At 72.2% G+C, this 16,524-nt stretch carries 14 protein-coding genes and 1 tRNA gene; 6 read left to right on the top strand and 9 right to left on the bottom strand.

Features of this window, described 5'->3' with window-relative positions:
* Positions 1-152: 152 nt before the first annotated feature.
* The 3 genes from ACFOSY_RS25165 (at position 153) to ACFOSY_RS25155 (ending at position 3,944) form a co-directional block, all read left to right on the top strand.
* Positions 153-1,178 carry an SGNH/GDSL hydrolase family protein gene (locus ACFOSY_RS25165; protein WP_394310910.1) on the top strand — a complete coding sequence of 342 codons (1,026 nt, stop codon included), beginning with the start codon at positions 153-155 and terminating at the stop codon, positions 1,176-1,178.
* A gap of 483 nt (positions 1,179-1,661) precedes the next feature.
* Complete coding sequence (locus ACFOSY_RS25160; protein ID WP_394310792.1) at positions 1,662-2,882, top strand: acetyl-CoA C-acetyltransferase; 1,221 nt, start codon at positions 1,662-1,664, stop codon at positions 2,880-2,882.
* Between the two features lie 285 nt (positions 2,883-3,167).
* Entirely contained in the window at positions 3,168-3,944 is a 777-nt protein-coding gene (locus ACFOSY_RS25155) for a hypothetical protein (RefSeq protein ID WP_394310790.1), read from the top strand.
* A 96-nt stretch (positions 3,945-4,040) separates the two neighbouring features.
* Here ACFOSY_RS25155 and ACFOSY_RS25150 read toward each other — a convergent pair whose 3' ends face one another.
* A complete protein-coding gene (locus ACFOSY_RS25150; RefSeq protein WP_394310787.1) occupies positions 4,041-4,352 on the bottom strand; it encodes a hypothetical protein in 312 nt (103 codons plus the stop codon).
* Positions 4,353-4,453: 101 nt separating this feature from the next.
* Between ACFOSY_RS25150 and ACFOSY_RS25145 the strand changes: the two genes are divergently transcribed.
* A complete protein-coding gene (locus tag ACFOSY_RS25145) occupies positions 4,454-4,684 on the top strand; it encodes a DUF4287 domain-containing protein (RefSeq protein WP_394310785.1) in 231 nt (76 codons plus the stop codon).
* A 94-nt stretch (positions 4,685-4,778) separates the two neighbouring features.
* Here the strand turns inward: ACFOSY_RS25145 and ACFOSY_RS25140 are convergent, their stop codons facing one another.
* From ACFOSY_RS25140 to ACFOSY_RS25130, 3 genes are all read right to left on the bottom strand, one after another.
* Positions 4,779-5,666 carry a Bax inhibitor-1/YccA family protein gene (locus ACFOSY_RS25140; RefSeq protein ID WP_225654972.1) on the bottom strand — a complete coding sequence of 296 codons (888 nt, stop codon included), beginning with the start codon at positions 5,664-5,666 and terminating at the stop codon, positions 4,779-4,781.
* 197 nt (positions 5,667-5,863) lie between these two features.
* On the bottom strand, positions 5,864-7,045 hold the full coding sequence (locus tag ACFOSY_RS25135) for an RCC1 domain-containing protein (protein WP_394310783.1): 1,182 nt from the start codon (positions 7,043-7,045) through the stop codon (positions 5,864-5,866).
* A 161-nt stretch (positions 7,046-7,206) separates the two neighbouring features.
* Positions 7,207-7,293: transfer RNA gene (locus tag ACFOSY_RS25130), tRNA-Leu, on the bottom strand.
* Positions 7,294-7,679: 386 nt separating this feature from the next.
* Here ACFOSY_RS25130 and ACFOSY_RS25125 point away from each other — a divergent pair.
* Together ACFOSY_RS25125 and ACFOSY_RS25120 are read left to right on the top strand one after the other, a co-directional pair.
* Positions 7,680-8,450, top strand: a complete 771-nt coding sequence (locus ACFOSY_RS25125) for an ABC transporter ATP-binding protein (protein WP_394310781.1) — start codon at positions 7,680-7,682, stop codon at positions 8,448-8,450.
* 56 nt (positions 8,451-8,506) lie between these two features.
* Positions 8,507-11,038: an ABC transporter permease gene (locus tag ACFOSY_RS25120; protein WP_394310780.1), complete on the top strand. Its 2,532-nt coding sequence runs from the start codon at positions 8,507-8,509 to the stop codon at positions 11,036-11,038.
* Positions 11,039-11,106: 68 nt separating this feature from the next.
* Here ACFOSY_RS25120 and ACFOSY_RS25115 read toward each other — a convergent pair whose 3' ends face one another.
* The 5 genes from ACFOSY_RS25115 to ACFOSY_RS25095 form a co-directional block, all read right to left on the bottom strand.
* On the bottom strand, positions 11,107-12,420 hold the full coding sequence (locus ACFOSY_RS25115) for a class I SAM-dependent methyltransferase (RefSeq protein ID WP_394310778.1): 1,314 nt from the start codon (positions 12,418-12,420) through the stop codon (positions 11,107-11,109).
* 216 nt (positions 12,421-12,636) lie between these two features.
* Positions 12,637-14,025 (bottom strand): NAD(P)/FAD-dependent oxidoreductase, encoded by a 1,389-nt coding sequence (locus ACFOSY_RS25110; RefSeq protein ID WP_394310776.1) that lies wholly within the window; start codon positions 14,023-14,025, stop codon positions 12,637-12,639.
* A 418-nt stretch (positions 14,026-14,443) separates the two neighbouring features.
* Complete coding sequence (locus ACFOSY_RS25105; RefSeq protein ID WP_394310774.1) at positions 14,444-15,412, bottom strand: Ppx/GppA phosphatase family protein; 969 nt, start codon at positions 15,410-15,412, stop codon at positions 14,444-14,446.
* Complete coding sequence (locus ACFOSY_RS25100; protein WP_394310772.1) at positions 15,409-15,942, bottom strand: DUF501 domain-containing protein; 534 nt, start codon at positions 15,940-15,942, stop codon at positions 15,409-15,411. The genes ACFOSY_RS25105 and ACFOSY_RS25100 overlap by 4 nt, the downstream gene beginning before the upstream one ends.
* Positions 15,943-15,970: 28 nt before the next feature.
* Positions 15,971-16,447: an FtsB family cell division protein gene (locus ACFOSY_RS25095; RefSeq protein WP_006135881.1), complete on the bottom strand. Its 477-nt coding sequence runs from the start codon at positions 16,445-16,447 to the stop codon at positions 15,971-15,973.
* Between the last annotated feature and the right edge of the window lie 77 nt (positions 16,448-16,524).

Genomic DNA, 16,524 nt, shown 5'->3' with positions numbered 1-16,524 from the left:
GATGCTGCAAAAGGGGTGGTCGTGGTGGTGCTGCCAGCCTAGGCCCTTCCCGGTCCCGGACTCGGCCGGGTCGTTCACTCCCCGTGGGGATTGGAGCACCGTCCGTACGGGGCAAGCACTGGGTGTACGGCTACGAGGAGGTGGCGGCGGTCATGACGGGCATGTCGAGGGCGCGGGTGGCCCGGCGCATCGCGGCCGGCGCCGCGTACGGCGGCGGGGGGATCGGGCTGGCCGGGGCGGCCGCCATGGGGCTGCTGCTGGCGGAGGCGCAGCTGGCCCGGCGCCGGGTGGGCAACGGTACGAGTCCTCATGTGCCCAACGCGGACGGGCTGTACGGCGCCTCCTGGACCGTGCCGGGCGAGCCGGCGCTGCGGCTGACGATGCTGGGCGACTCCACGGCGGCCGGGCAGGGCGTGCACCGGGCCGGTCAGACTCCGGGCGCGCTGCTCGCGTCCGGGGTGGCGGCGATCGCGGAGCACCCGGTGGGGCTGTCCACGGTCGCGGTGCCGGGGGCCCGCTCCGACGACCTGGACCGGCAGGTGAGTCTGGCGCTGGCGGACCCGTCGCGGGTGCCGGACATCTGCGTGATCATGGTCGGCGCGAACGACGTGACGCACCGCATGCCGCCCACCCGGTCCGTGCGCCACCTCGCCTCGGCGGTGCGGCGGCTGCGGACGGCCGGCGCGGAGGTGGTCGTCGGCACGTGCCCGGACCTCGGCACGATCGAGCCGGTGCGGCAGCCGCTGCGCTGGCTGGCCCGGCGCGCCTCACGGCAGCTCGCGGCGGCGCAGACGATCGGCGTGGTCGAGCAGGGCGGGCGCACGGTGTCGCTGGGCGACCTGCTGGGTCCGGAGTTCGCGGCGAACCCGCGCGAGCTGTTCGGCCCGGACAGCTACCACCCCTCGGCGGAGGGGTACGCGACGGCGGCGATGGCGGTACTGCCCACGGTGTGCGCGGCGCTGGGGCTGTGGCCGGCGGAGGAGGAGCGGCCGGACGCCGCGCGTCGGGAGGGGTTCCTGCCGGTGGCGCGGGCGGCGGCGGAGGCCGCGTCGGAGGCGGGGACGGAGGTCACGGCGGCGATGCCGACGGGGCCGCGGGGGCCGTGGGCGCTGCTCAAGCGCCGGCGCCGGCGGCGGGTCCCGGAAACGGAGCCGGAGCCGACGACGCAGCCGACGTAACGCCCCCCGCCGCTGCGGGCACTCGCGCCCCGCAACCCACCCCCGCTGCGATCAGCCGTACCCGCCCACAACCCCGCACCCCCGCTGCGGTCAGCCGCGCCTGCCCGCAACCCCGCACCCCCGCTGCGGGCAGTCGTGCCGCTTGGGGCGATGGGGGTACCTCCCGCTCGAGCGAAGCCGAGAGTGGGGGAGGGTGGGCGCAGCGGCACCCGGCGAACGCCGGCGAGTGAACCGACCCCCGGCCCGCACCAGGCACCGGTGTCCGTGCGGGCCGGGGGGAGTTGCGCAGCCCGGCGCCAGCGGGGTGCCGTCGCGCCCACCCGTGCCGCCCCAGCGGCACGACTGCCCGCGACTCGGCGGAAAAGCAAGCGCTTAGACAGTTGCGTTTCATCTCACACCGCGTCACCCGTGACCCCGCCCCTACCTCCGGGTAATTTCCCAAGAAGCCCACCACCAACCACCCGGTACGCCACTGGAGCCGTGATGCCCGAAGCCGTGATCGTTTCCGCCGCCCGCTCCCCCATCGGCCGCGCCTTCAAGGGCTCGCTCAAGGACCTGCGACCGGACGACCTGACCGCCACGATCATCCAGGCGGCCCTCGCCAAGGTCCCCGAGCTGGACCCCCGGGACATCGACGACCTGATGCTCGGCTGCGGCCTGCCCGGCGGCGAGCAGGGCAACAACCTGGGCCGGATCGTCGCCGTGCAGATGGGGATGGACCACCTCCCCGGCTGCACGATCACCCGTTACTGCTCCTCCTCGCTCCAGACCTCCCGGATGGCGCTGCACGCGATCAAGGCCGGCGAGGGCGACGTCTTCATCTCGGCCGGCGTCGAGACGGTCTCGCGCTTCGCCAAGGGCAACTCCGACAGCCTCCCGGACACGCGCAACCCGCTGTTCGCCGAGGCGGAGGCCCGCACCGCAGAGGTCGCCCAGCAGGAGGGCACCACCTGGCACGACCCGCGCGAGGACGGCCTGGTGCCCGACCCGTACATCGCGATGGGCCAGACCGCGGAGAACCTCGCCCGCTGGAAGGGCGTCACCCGCCAGGAGATGGACGAGTTCGGCGTCCGCTCGCAGAACCTCGCCGAGGAAGCCATCAAGAACGGCTTCTGGGAGCGCGAGATCACCCCGGTGACGCTGCCCGACGGCACGGTCGTCAGCAAGGACGACGGCCCCCGCCCCGGCGTCACCATGGAGGGCGTCGCGGGCCTCAAGCCCGTCTTCCGCCCCGACGGCCTGGTCACCGCCGGCAACTGCTGCCCGCTCAACGACGGCGCCGCCGCGCTCGTCATCATGAGCGACACCAAGGCCCGCGAGCTGGGCCTGACCCCGCTGGCCCGGATCGTGTCCACCGGCGTCTCCGGCCTCTCCCCGGAGATCATGGGCCTCGGCCCGGTCGAGGCGAGCAAGCAGGCCCTGGGGCGGGCCGGCCTGACCGTCGACGACATCGACCTGTTCGAGATCAACGAGGCGTTCGCCGCCCAGGTGATCCCGTCCTACCAGGACCTGGGCATCCCGCTGGAGAAGCTGAACGTCAACGGCGGCGCCATCGCCGTCGGCCACCCCTTCGGCATGACCGGCGCCCGCATCACCGGCACGCTCATCAACTCCCTCCAGTTCCACGACAAGCAGTTCGGTCTGGAGACCATGTGCGTCGGCGGCGGCCAGGGCATGGCGATGGTGATCGAGCGCCTGAGCTGAACCCCGTACGCGTGCGCCGGTGAGTGACCGCCACGGCACAGCGCGTGAGAATCCGGCCCGGCGCCCCCGTTTCCCGGGGTGCCGGGCCGTTCTGTGATCCAAATTCGCCCAGGATGTGACCTACGCCTCGCGGGCGGGGTATCCGCGCAGGTCACGGTCGCCGCACCAGGCGTCCACCCCCCGCCGGACTGTCCGATTCGTGACGTTACGCACTGACAGATGGTTAGTCCGCCCTTCAAGCTGATGTAGGAAGTCGGGGGTCGACTGTGAACCGGGAGTACGTCAGTGAGCGCCATGCCGATCGCCCTGCTGATCACCACGGCCGCCACCGGCGCCGTGGGCGTCGCCGTCCTGCGCAGCGTGCTGGTGCTGCGCCGACAGGTCGCGGCACTGCACACCGAGCTGGCCAGGAGCCGGACCAGGGGCCGTGCCCAGGTCCCGCCCGCCCGCTCGGCGGGAGCCGACGAGATACGCGCCGCCGTCGCGGAGGCGCTCGCCGAGGAGCGGGAGCGCGAGCTGGCCGAGGCGCGGGCCTTCTGGGCCGCCCAGGAGGCGCGTGACGCCGCCGACGGCCCTTCCCTGCTGGGTCTGCCCGACAGCGAGCTGTTCCTGCCCCGGCAGGCCGATTTCGCGGGCCTGGAGCCGGTCGCCGAGCCCGGCGCCGACACCGAGGAGCACGCCGGCGACTCCCCCGAGCTGGCCGCGGCCCGCCGCCGTCACCCCTCGCACCCGGACTTCGTGCCGCACTCCTCGCCCGTGGTGAGCGACCACGAGCGCACGGTGGAGGTGCTGGAGGAGCTGGCAGCCGCGCGCACCGAGCTGACCGACGTCCGTCCGGGCCCGCTGGGCACCCTGGACGTGTACGTGTTCGCCGACGGCACCACGCTGTGCATGACGCCGGGCCACCGCGAGACCGCGGACCGGCTGGCCGAGGCGCTGCGGGCGGGCGAGACGCCGTTCCTGCTGGGCGGCTCCGGCATCTCCGGGGCGTACACGCTGACGTTCTCCTGCGGCGAGGACAGCGTCTACATCCTCGCGGACCGCGTCATCGCCTCGCTGTAGTCGCCGTAGTCGCGGTAACTGACCACCCGGCGCCCCGAAGGCGAAGGCGCCCCGCATCCCGCACGTTCGCGCCCCCGGCGCACACCCCCGCCGCCGTCACACTCCCGCGCGCTCGCGTGCCTCCTCCACGAGCCGGGCGGCTTCCGCCACGTCCTCGTCGCTTTCGAGCACGAGGGCGTAGTCGTGTCCGGCGACGGTGATCTGGTCCGCGGCGGCGAACATCCCGGCGTCCGGCATCTCGCGCGGCTCGGTGCCCGGCTCCTCGACGAGCTGGGTGCGCCGCGCCATCTCCCTGGCCAGGGCGAGCGCCTCGGCCGCCGCTCCCCGCTGGAGCCGGCTCTGCGGCGCGGCCCGCAGACGGTCGGCGAAATGATCCACGGCACGGGTGAAGGGCGTCGTATCAATCACGCGGCGAGCGTACGCGGCGCGGCGGGACTGTTGCCAACGGACGGGCGCTCGGGCACGGTGACCTGAAGGACCGGCTTGTATCCCAGCGTCCGGAGGCGCCGATGTCCCAACTCTTCTCCGCAGAGACCCATCGCAACATGCTCGCCCGCATCCCGCACTGCACCGGTCGTGAGATCTCCGACTGGCTGCGCACCGTCGACGAAGGCCCGGCGCTCGTCCGCTTCGAGGAGAAGGTCAGCTGGCTGAGGCACGAGTACGACCTGGCGTACGGCCACGCCAAGGCGATCGTGCACGAGTACGACCTGAGGAGGGCGGCGCGCAGGCTGCTCTAGCCGGCGCACCACCCTGGAAGGCCCCGTGGACACGGCGAAGGGCCCCGGTGGGAACCGGGGCCCTTCGTCATGCCGTGCGACGGACGCCGGGGCGTCAGTCGCTGTTCAGGATGGAGATGAGACGCAGGAACTCGAGGTAGATCCACACCAGCGTCAGCGTGAGGCCGAAGGCGGCGAGCCAGGCCTCCTCGCGCGGGGCGCCGTAGGCGATGCCGTCCTCGACCTGCTTGAAGTCCAGGGCGAGGAAGCAGGCGCCGAGGATGATGCCGATGACGCCGAAGACGACGCCGAGCGCGCCGCTGCGGAAGCCGAGGCCGTCACCGCCGCCGAACACCGCGAACAGCAGGTTCACGGCCATCAGCAGGACGAAGCCGAGCGCGGCCGCCATCACGAAGCCGTAGAAGCGGCGGTTGACGCGGATCCAGCCGGCCTTGTAGGCCACCAGCACACCGGCGAAGACCGCCATGGTGCCGATCACGGCCTGCATGGCCGCGCCGTCGGCGATGCGGTTGTCGACGATGTTGGAGATGACGCCGAGGAAGACGCCCTCGAACGCGGCGTACGTCAGGATCAGCGCGGGCGTGGGCTTGCGCTTGAAGGACTGCACGAGCGCCAGGACCATGCCGATCAGCGCGGCGCCGATGCCGATGCCGTACGACCGGCTGATGTTGGCGTCGTCGACCGGCAGCAGCGCCCAGGAGAGCGCCGCGGTGACGATGAGCACGCCGAGCGTGGTGCCCGTGCGCATCACGACGTCGTCGATGGTCATCCGGCCGGTGGTGGCCGGCGCCTGCGGCGGCGCGCCGTACTGCTGCTGCTGCGCGTACGGGTTCTGCGCGTACGGGTTGCCCGTCGGCTGCGCGTACGGGTTGGCCTGCGTGGCGACGGCGGGGCCCCCGGCCTGCGGCGCGGTGTTGAAGCCCGCGTAGCCGTTGTCGCGGCCGAACCCCCGTCGCGAGAAGACCGGGTTGCTGCTCCTCATTTCACTCCTCCATGGCCACTCGGTGCGGCCTTGGCTCAAGAGTAATAGGTAGGCAAAGGAATGACCCTAGTGCTTGGGGAGGATCTTTCCCTCGTTGTGCTGGGCAACACGCTACGCGGCCGGGTGATTCCCTTCACCACGGGTGACGGACCGGTACGAAGCCGGTACATGCCCGGGACCCCCCGGAGATCATCCGTTCATTCCGCCCCGACGATCGCGTGGTGGCCCGAGACGTCCAGGGCGGGCCCGGGCAGCGGGATGCGCACCGGCCGGGCGGTCCGCGGGGCGTGGTCGCCGAGCATCAGCCCGGAGCCCCAGGCCCACAGTCCGCCGGAGGTGTCGATGGCGTACCCGGTGAGCCCGTGGGCCGCGATCCGGCGGATCTCGGGCAGTCCGTCCACCCGGACCGGTCGCGCGGAGGTGTGGTCCGAGCGGTCCCCGTCGCCGAGGGCGCCGCTCGCGCCCCGCCCCCAGGCCCGCACCGTGCCGTCCCGGTCGAGGGCGTAGGCGACGTCCGACCCGCCGGCCACCTGGACGACGTCCTTCAATCCCCCCACCAGCACCGGGCGCCCCGACTGGCCGCCGCGCGGCTCGACGCCCAGCAGTCCGTGGGCGTTCCCGCCCCAGGCGCAGACCCGGCCGTCCGCCGTCGCCGCGACCACCGCCCCGCCGGCCGAGGCCACGTCGACGACGCCCCGCACGCCGTCGACGGTGGTGAGCCGGGTGCTGTCGCGGTCGCCGAGGACGTCGGTCAGGTTGACGCCCCAGCCGAGGACCCGGCCGTCGTCGCGCAGCGCGAAGGCGTTCAGCGCGCCCGGTCCCATGGCGGCCACCCCCTTGACCCCGGGCACCGGCTCCGGCCGGGTCACCCCGTCGTACCCCTCCCGTTTCCCGGCCCTGACCAGGAACCTGTCCGCGCCCCACGCCATGACGGTGCCGTCGCGCAGCACCACGTAGAAGGTGGGGCCGCTGCTGTACACCGCGTGCGCGGGGCCGATCCCCGTGACCTGCCGGGGTACGGCGAGGTAGTGGCGCTCCCGCGATCCGTGGCCGAGGGAGCCGTCGACGTTGGTGCCGTACGACCACACGGTGCCGTCGGCGCGCACGGCGACCACGGTGTACCCGCTGTCCGCGATCGACACGACGTCGGTCAGTCCGGGCACGGGTCCCTCCCCGGGCGTGCCCTCGGGGGCCTGGAAGGGCGGGGCCCAGGCCCACACCGTCCCCGACGGCCGCACCTCCTGCCGCTCGGGCCGGGCGGCGCTTCCTTCCGGGCACGCCGGTGCCTTGAGCACGGCGAGATCCGCCTTGCTGCACCCGGCCAGCGAGAGCACCGCGGCGCCCGCGACCACCGCCCGCAGCCAGAGAACGCCGGCCATACGACACCCCCGTCGACGAAGTGAACTCCTCACCCCGCCAACGGTGCCGGTCACGGGCCGAGCCCGGTATGCGCGCTGCTGCTCAACCTCCCCACGGTCCCTGAGTACGCGCACTCAGCACACGCGTCTCGGCGCGAGGAGGGGAGAAAAAGGAGGCGTAGTGGTGCCCGGAGCCGGACTTGAACCGGCACGCCCGCTCAGGGGCAGCGAGGTTTAAGCTCGCCGTGTCTGCATTCCACCATCCGGGCAGGCCGTGGGCTCCGCTTCGCGGTTCCGAGCCTATCGGTGACCCTCCCCCCGCCAGCGGCAGGATGGGCCGATCTTGTCTTATTTTATTGGCGCCTGAGGGACCATCAGACACCGGAACGCACCGTCAGCACCCGCCACCAGCCTTGCGTGTGACGAGGCCCCTCGCACGCGGAATGACGGAATTTCACCGTCCGAACAGGGCGCCCCACCCGTTCCCCGGACCGACCCGGGTAGGGGTCCCCCGTCATCCCCAGGTATGACCCGGCGCCCGGCGCTCCGTCCCGAGTCGCCCCAAGGAACCGGAGCTGCGGCTGACTACGCGGCGGCGAAGCCACGCGACGATGGTGACGTCCTCGAAACACCCCGTCCTGACAGGAGCCCATCCGTGACCACCGCCCCCCTTGCCGACCGGACCACCGCCGTGGCCGCGCGCGCCACGGAGCTGTCGAAGATCTACGGTCAGGGCGAGACCCGGGTGGTCGCCCTGGACCGGGTCTCCGTCGACTTCCGGCAGGCCGAGTTCACCGCGATCATGGGCCCGTCCGGGTCCGGCAAGTCCACGCTGATGCACTGCGTCGCCGGGCTCGACACCTTCTCCTCCGGCTCCGTGCGCATCGGCGACACCGAGCTGGGCGCGCTCAAGGACAAGCAGCTCACGCGGCTGCGCCGGGACAAGATCGGCTTCATCTTCCAGGCGTTCAACCTGCTGCCGACGCTGAACGCCCTGGAGAACATCACGCTTCCCATGGACATCGCGGGCCGCAAGCCCGACAAGGAGTGGCTGGACACCGTGATCCGGATGGTCGGCCTGTCCGACCGGCTGGGCCACCGGCCGGCCCAGCTCTCCGGCGGCCAGCAGCAGCGCGTCGCGGTGGCGCGGGCGCTGGCGTCCCGGCCCGAGATCGTCTTCGGCGACGAGCCGACCGGCAACCTCGACTCCCGCTCCGGCGCCGAGGTGCTCGGCTTCCTGCGCAACTCCGTGCGCGAGCTGGGCCAGACGGTGGTCATGGTGACCCACGACCCGGTGGCCGCCGCCTACGCGGACCGGGTGGTCTTCCTCGCGGACGGCCGGATCGTCGACGAGCTGTACGGGCCGACGGCCGACTCGGTGCTGGACCGCATGAAGCGGTTCGACGCCAAGGGCCGCACCAGCTGACCCCGCCCCCGCCGCCCGCTCGCCCCTCCCTCGTACCGTCTGGACAGAGAAGACCCATGTTCCGTACCGCCTTGCGCAACGTCTTCGCGCACAAGGCCAGGCTGTTGATGACCGTGCTCGCCGTGATGCTCGGCGTGGCGTTCGTGTCGGGCACCCTGGTCTTCGCGGACACCCTCTCCAACGCCTTCCGCAACCAGTCGGCGAAGAGCTACGACGACGTCGCCGTCGCCGTCACCTCGTACGCCGACCCGGACAACCCCGAGGAGGAGCCCGGCCTGTCCGGCAAGGTCCTCGACCGGATCTCCGCCGTGGACGGCGTGGCCGGGGTGTACGGCCGTGTCGAGGGCTTCGCCGGTGTCGCCGACCCCGACGGGAAGCTGATCGGCGTCGGCTGGTCCAACAAGGGCTCCAACTTCGCGCCCGGCGAGGACGGCAAGGACCCCGCGTACACGTTCACCGACGGCTCCGGCCCGGTGCGGGACGGCCAGATCGCCCTCGACGAGGAGTCCGCGGCCAAGGGCGAGTACGAGGTGGGCGACCGGGTGCGCGTCGCGACCAACGGCCCGGTGAAGGAGTACACCCTCAGCGGTGTGTTCACCACCGAGGACGGCGCCGTCAACGCCGGCGGCAGCCTCGTCCTCTTCGACACCGCCGTCGCCCAGAAGCAGTACCTCGAGCAGGGCTACTTCGAGGACGCCACCGTCGTCGCGGCGCCCGGCGCGGACGACGCGACGATCCTCGCCGCGGTCGAGCCGCTGCTGCCGGACACCGCGGAGGCGCAGACCGGCACGGCGCTCGCGGACGAGCAGGCCGACCAGATCGAACAGGGCATGGGCAACCTCAAGCAGGTTCTGCTCGGCTTCGCGGGCATCGCGCTGTTCGTGGGCGTCTTCCTGATCTCCAACACGTTCACGATGCTGGTCGCGCAGCGCACCAAGGAGGTCGCCCTGATGCGCGCGGTCGGCGCGTCACGCCGGCAGATCACCCGCTCGGTGCTCGCCGAGGCCGCGGTGGTGGGTCTGGTGGCCTCGGCCGTCGGCTTCGCCCTCGGCGTGGGGCTGGCCGTCGGGCTGCGCTCCGGGATGGCCGCGTTCGACATGAAGATGCCGGACGGCCCGCTGGTCCTGTCCGCCACTCCGGTGGTGTCTGCGTTCGCGGTGGGCGTGCTGATCACGGTGTTCGCCGCCTGGCTGCCCGGCCGCCGGGCCGCGAAGATCCCGCCGGTGGCGGCGATGAACAGCCTCCACGCGGTGGCCACCACCAAGTCGCTGGTGCTGCGCAACTCCATCGGCGCGGCGATCACCGCGCTCGGCGCGGCGGGCATCGTGGCGGGTGCCTCGGCCGGCGGCGACGACGGCCGGATGTACATCGGCGCGGGCGCGTTCCTCGCCCTGGTCGGCGTGATCGTCCTGATCCCGCTGCTGTCCCGGCCCGTGATCGCGCTCGTCCGTCCGCTGCTCGTCGGCCCCTTCGGCGTGGCCGGCAAGCTGGCCGGCCAGAACGCGGTCCGCAACCCGCGCCGCACCGGCGCCACCGCCTCCGCGCTGGCGATCGGGCTGACCCTGGTGACCGGCCTGTCGGTGCTCGGCGTCACGGTCGGCGCCGCCCTCGACAAGATGACCACGGACAACATCAAGGCCGACTACATGGTCTCGATGGCCAACGGCGGCGACCTCGACCAGTCCGCGCTGACCGCGCTGGAGAAGGCCAAGGGCGTCTCGGCCCTCTCCCCGCAGCAGGACGCCTACCTCCAGGCCGGTGGCGACTACGTCTCCGCCTCCGCGGTCACCCCGGGCGACATCCAGCAGGTCCTGAACGTCGACGTCGTCAGCGGCGACATCGGCTCACTCGCCGAGGGGCAGATCGCGGTCGCCGAGAAGACGGCGAAGGGCAAGGGCTGGAAGCCCGGCGACCGCATCCCGTTCACCTTCGCCGACGAGAAGAAGGCGACGCTGACGGTCGGCGCCGTCTACAAGGACAGCGAGTTCCTCTCGCCCGTCCTCATCGACACCGCCGTGGTGAACGAGCACGAGGCGAAGCCGTACATCCCGCAGATCTTCGTGAAGGTCGACGGCGGCCAGACCGCGGCGAACGAGCAGGTCCTCGTCGACGCGCTGGGCGACAACCCCGCCATCACCGTCATGGACCGCCAGGACATCCGCGACGAGTTCGGCGGCGCCATCAACACCCTGCTGAACGTCATGTACGGGCTGCTGGCGATGGCGCTGATCATCGCGGTGCTCGGCGTCGTCAACACCCTCGCGATGTCCGTCTTCGAGCGGCAGCAGGAGATCGGCATGCTGCGGGCGATCGGTCTGGACCGGCGCCGGGTGAAGCGGATGGTCCGGCTGGAGGCCGTCGTCATCTCGGTGTTCGGCGCGGTGGTCGGCATCGGCCTCGGCACGTTCCTCGGCTGGGCGATCGGCGAGACCGTCGCCGAGGAGATCCCGGGGTACGCGCTGGTCATGCCCTGGGACCGGATCGGGATCTTCGTGGTGCTGGCCGGTCTTGTGGGCGTCCTGGCCGCCCTGTGGCCGGCCCGCAACGCCGCCCGGCTGAACATGCTGACCGCGATCAAGACGGAGTGACCGCGTCACGACGCACCGAGGGCCGGGCCTCCCGTAGGGGGAGCCCGGCCCTTCGCGTCGGGTGCGGGTCAGGCCGCGCCGGGCGGGCCCCACACACGGGCCCGCAGCGGCATCCCGGAGGCGCCCTGGCCGGGCGTGCGCACGGCGACGACCTGATTGACGCCGATGCGGTTGTGCTCGAAGGCGAGCGCGGACGCGGCCATGTAGAGCTGCCACACGCGGGTCCGTCCCGGACCGGCGAGCGTCGCCGCGCGCGCCCAGGCGGACTCCAGGTTCGCCACCCAGCGGCGCAGGGTGAGGGCGTAGTGCTCGCGGAGCGACTCCACGTCGCGGACCTCGAAGCCGGCGCGCTCCAGCAGGGAGACGGTGGTGCCGAGCGGGGCCAGTTCGCCGTCGGGGAAGACGTAGGCGTCGATGAACTCGTCGACCTGGTACGACGACTCGTCGCGCTGCGGGCGGCGGGCGATCTGGTGGTTGAGCAGCCGGCCACCGGGCCTGAGGAGCCGGTGCAGGGTGGTGGCGTACTCCAGGTACCGCTCGGAGCCGACGTGTTCGGCCATGCCGATGGAGGAGATCGCGTCGTAGGGGCCGTCCGCGACGTCCCGGTAGTCCTGGACGCGGATCTCGATGCGGTCGGTGAGCCCCTCCTCGGCGATCCGCTTGCGGGCGTAGGCGGCCTGTTCCTGGGAGAGGGTGATCCCGACGACGTTCACCCCGTGCTCGCGGGCCGCGTGGATCGCCATGGAGCCCCAGCCGCAGCCGACGTCCAGCAGCCGCTGCCCGGGCCGCAGGGCGAGCTTGCGGGCGACCAGTTCGAGCTTGTCGTGCTGCGCCTGTTCGAGGGTGCCCTCCGGGGGCGGGGCGGGCCAGTAGGCGCAGGAGTACACCATGGACGGGCCGAGGACGATCTCGTAGAACTCGTTGCCGACGTCGTAGTGGTGGCTGACGGCGCGCTTGTCGCTGTGCTTGGTGTGCAGTCCGCGGCGGGACCGGCGGACCTCCTCGCGGGGCGGGGCGGGCGGCAGCGGCGGGCCCGCCATCGCGAACAGCCGGCGCACCGCGGACCGGAACTGCGGGTCGCGCAGGGCCTGGGCGAGGGTACGGGCGTCCTCGTCCCGCTCCCAGATGAGCCCGGAGAGCAGGTCGAGCGCGGTGTAGAGGTCGCCCTCGACCGTCAGGTCGCCGGCCACCCAGGCGCGGGCCAGGCCCAGTTCGCCGGGCTTGAACAGCAGGCGGCGCAGGGCGCGGCGGTTGCGCACGACGAGGACGGGGGTCTGCGGAGGGCCGGCTTCCGACCCGTCCCAGGCGCGGATACGCACGGGAAGGGGTGAGCCGAGCAACTGCTCGAGGATGCCTTTCAGCCGCGAGGCGGCGTCTGCCATGGTGTACACCTCCGTGACCGGATCCCGGAATGTCGTCACCACGTAAACACCTGGGCGCGGCCCTGACAGTCCCCGGCGCGCGTCATCTTCGGGCAAAAACGGAACGCGACCCGCCGGGAGTCGCCCCCGGAACACGCCGAAGGGGCCGCCCGCACCACGGATGGCGGGCGGCCCCTTCGGGGGTGACCTACGGATGACCTCGGAGGTGGCTCCGGGTCAGGAGGCCTTGGCCTCGGTCTTCTTCGGCTCCTGCGCGGCGGCGGGCGCCGGGGCCGGCTTGGCGGCCTCGTAGAACTCCTCGCGCGGGGACTCGATCGCGCCGAGCGACACGACCTCGCGCTTGAGGAACATGCCGAGGGTCCAGTCGGCGAAGATCCGGATCTTGCGGTTCCAGGTCGGCATGGCCATGCCGTGGTAACCACGGTGCATGTACCAGGCCAGCCGGCCCTTCAGCTTGATCTTGAACTTGCCCATCACGATCATCGCGACGCCCTTGTGCAGGCCGAGGCCCGCGACCGCGCCCTTGTTGGCGTGGCTGTACTCCTTCTGCGGGAAGCCCCGCATGCCGGAGATCACGTTGTCGCCGAGGACCTTGGCCTGGCGCAGCGCGTGCTGGGCGTTCGGCGGGCACCAGGCGTTCTCGTTGCCGCCCTTGCGGCCCACGAGGTCCGGCACCTGGGCGTTGTCGCCCGCGGCCCAGATGTAGTCGGTGCCCTTGACCTGGAGCGTCGGCTCGGTGTCGACGTGGCCGCGGGGACCGAGCGGCAGGCCGAAGCGGGCCAGCGCCGGGTTGGGCTTGACGCCCGCGGTCCACACGATGGTGCCGGCGTCGACCTCGAGGCCGTTCTTCAGCACCACGTGTCCGTCGACGCAGGAGTCCATGGAGGTGGACAGGTAGACCTCGACGCCTCGGCTCTCGAGGTGCTCCTTGCCGTACGTGCCGAGCTTGGGACCCACCTCGGGGAGGATCTTGTCGGCGGCGTCGACGAGGATGAAGCGCATGTCCTCGCGGGACACCGTCTTGTAGTACTTGGCCGCGTCCCGGGCCATGTCCTCGACCTCGCCGATGGTCTCCGCGCCGGCGAAGCCGCCGCCCACGAAGACGAAGGTGAGCGCCTTGCGCCGGATCTCCTCGTCCGTGGTGGAGTCGGCCTTGTCGAGCTGCTCGAGGACGTGGTTGCGCAGGCCGATGGCCTCCTCGACGCCCTTCATGCCGATGCCCTGCTCGGCGAGGCCGGGGATCGGGAAGGTGCGGGAGACCGCGCCGAGCGCGATCACCAGGTAGTCGAAGGGCAGCTCGTACGCCTCGCCCACCAGGGGGGCGATCGTGGCGACCTTGCGGTCCTGGTCGATGGTGGTGACCCGGCCGGTGAGGACCTCCGCCTTGGGAAGCACGCGCCGCAGGGGGACGACGACGTGCCGCGGGGAGATGCTGCCGGCGGCGGCTTCGGGGAGGAAGGGCTGGTAGGTCATGTACGACCGCGGGTCGACGACGGTGACGGTCGCCTCGCCGTAACGCATCTTCTTCTGGATGCGCCGAGCTGCGTACAGGCCTACGTACCCACCGCCTACTACGAGGATCCTGGGACGCTCCGTGGTGCTCATGCCATCGAGTATCCACCCGTCCGAGGGGGGTACCTCGTGCGCCCCTTCACAAGCTTCGACAGGGCCTGTGCTACACTCCCGCGCTTCTTGATCCAGATCACAGTTCGGACCGGGAACCGGGCAAGCGCTTGACGCGTTGTCAATGCCGCGTGAGCTGCCTCTCTGCCGCCTCGGCAGGCCCGTGAGGCCGGCCGGCGGGCCGGTGCGACCGGGGGGCGCGAACCCCCCGCGACCACCTTCTGAACGTGTTCAAAGGGGTGTTGAGCGCCCGAACGGGTCAATCGGCCCCGCTTCTTCGCCCTCCCGGGGCCAATTCCTTGTGAAGAACTTCACGAACTTTCCCGGAGGGGTCCGCCCCGAGGGGCCCGTAGGCCCCCCGGACACCGCTCAAACGCTGTTCCGACTGCTCAGCGGAGTGCTACCGGCCGGCAGCGGAGGAGCCCTGGGCCACGGACCAGGCGATGCCGTCGAGGATGTCGTGCTCGGACACCACGACCTCCTCCGCGCCCGTCCGTTCCATGATCGCCAGCAGGACCAGGGCGCCCGCGCCGATCACGTCGACCCGGCCCGGGTGCATGGAGGGCACCGCCGCCCGTTCGGCGTGGGTGGAGCGCAGCAGCCACTCGGTGATCTCGCGGACCCGCTCCCGGGAGACGCGGGAGTGGTGGATGGCCTCGGAGTCGTACTCGGGCAGCTCCTGGGCGATCGCCGACACCGTGGTGACGGAGCCCGCCAGCCCCACCAGCGTCCGCGCCTCGCGCAGCGGCACCGTCTCCTCCGCCCGGTCCAGGGCGGCCTCGATGTCGGCGCGCATCGCCGCGATCTGCTCCTCGGTGGGCGGGTCCGTCACGGCCCCGTCCCGCACCAGGTGGCGCTCGGTCATCCGGACGCAGCCGACGTCCACGGAGCGGGCGGCGCGCACGTGGTCGTCGCCGACGACGAACTCGGTGGAGCCGCCGCCGATGTCCACCACCAGGAACGGCCGGTGCAGGTCCGCGCGGCCGGTCAGCTCCTTGGTGGCGCCCGTGAAGGAGAACTCCGCCTCCTGGTCTCCGGTGATCACCTCGGGCTCCACGCCCAGGATGTCCACCACCCCGCGCACGAAGTCGTCGCGGTTCTCGGCGTCACGGGAGGCGGAGGTGGCGACGAAGCGCAGGTGCTCCGAGGCGCCGTGCTTCTCGATGATCTCCGCGTACTCGCGGCAGGCGGCGAAGGTGCGCTCCAGCGCCTCGGGCGCCAGCCGGCCGGTGCGGTCGACGCCCTGGCCGAGCCGCACGATCGTCATCCGCCGGTCCAGATCGGTGAGTTCGCCCGTCGCCGGGTCGGCGTCGGCCACCAGCAGGCGGATGGAGTTGGTGCCGCAGTCGACGGCGGCGACCCGGGTCACTGGGCGCCCTCCTCGGCCGCGGGCGTCACGCAGGGGCCCTTGCTCCACCACTCCGGCAGCATCGCCAGCGCCTCGTCGCCGAGCGGATTGACGCCCGGCCCGGCGGCCAGCGAGTGCGCGACGAGCACGTGCAGGCACTTCACCCGGTCCGGCATGCCGCCCGCGCTGGGGAAGTTCTTCAGCTCCTCGATCTCGTCGCGGCGCCGGACGTAGTCCTCGTGCGCGGCGCGGTAGGCGGCCGCCAGCTCCGGGTCGGCGGCCAGCCGCTCGGTCATCTCCTTCATCACGCCGTTCGCCTCCAGCGTGCCGATCGCGGAGCTCGCCCGCGGGCACGTCAGGTAGTACAGCGTCGGGAAGGGCGTGCCGTCGGGCAGCCGCGGCGCGGTCTCCACGACGTCCGGCTGCCCGCAGGGACAGCGGTGCGCGATGGCGCGCAGCCCGCGCGGGGGACGGCCGAGCTGCTGCTTGAAGGCCGCGACGTCCGCGTCGGTGGGCTCGGTACGCGATGTCGTGGGCGGAGGGGTGTCCATACGTGTCTTTCTGCGGTGTTCCGTCGGGTCACTGGGCGGCGGCGTCGGCCTTGTCGACGCCGTCCCAGACGTTGGCGTACCAGGGGCGGTCGGCGGCCCTCAGGTCGCCGCGCGCGGTGCCGGCGCCGGCCGGGTCGACGACGATGTAGCCGGTCTCCCCCGGCATGACGTAGTGCAGGCGCCTGCGGATCTCCTGCTCGGCGTACGCGTCGTCCTGCCAGCGGGCCTTGAGGTCGCGCAGCCGCTCCACCCGCCGGCGGGTCTCGTCCTGTTCCTTCTGCTGGTCGGCGATCTCCGCGCGCTGGGAGACGTACTGCCGCATCGGGTAGGCGAGGGCCACGACCAGGGAGCACAGGACCAGGGCGAGCAGGGCCGCGCGGCCGGTCAGCCGGGAGCGCCGGGCCTGCCGCTTGGTCTGCGAGCGGTAGACCCGGGCCGCGGTCTGCTCACCGATCAGCCGGATCCTGGTCGCGGTGGAGAAACGGTCCCGGTCCTTCACCGCCATGTTCCCGCCTCTCGTTCGCTTCCCTACGCGCGTACGTCCCCGCACACGGTACGGGACCGGGTACGGGGACGTACGTA

The sequence above is a fragment of the Streptomyces lusitanus genome, assembly GCF_042647945.1.
Lineage (GTDB): Bacteria > Actinomycetota > Actinomycetes > Streptomycetales > Streptomycetaceae > Streptomyces > Streptomyces pseudogriseolus.
Note: the sequence above shows the minus strand (reverse complement) of the source record. Positions and strands in the feature narration are given on the sequence as shown.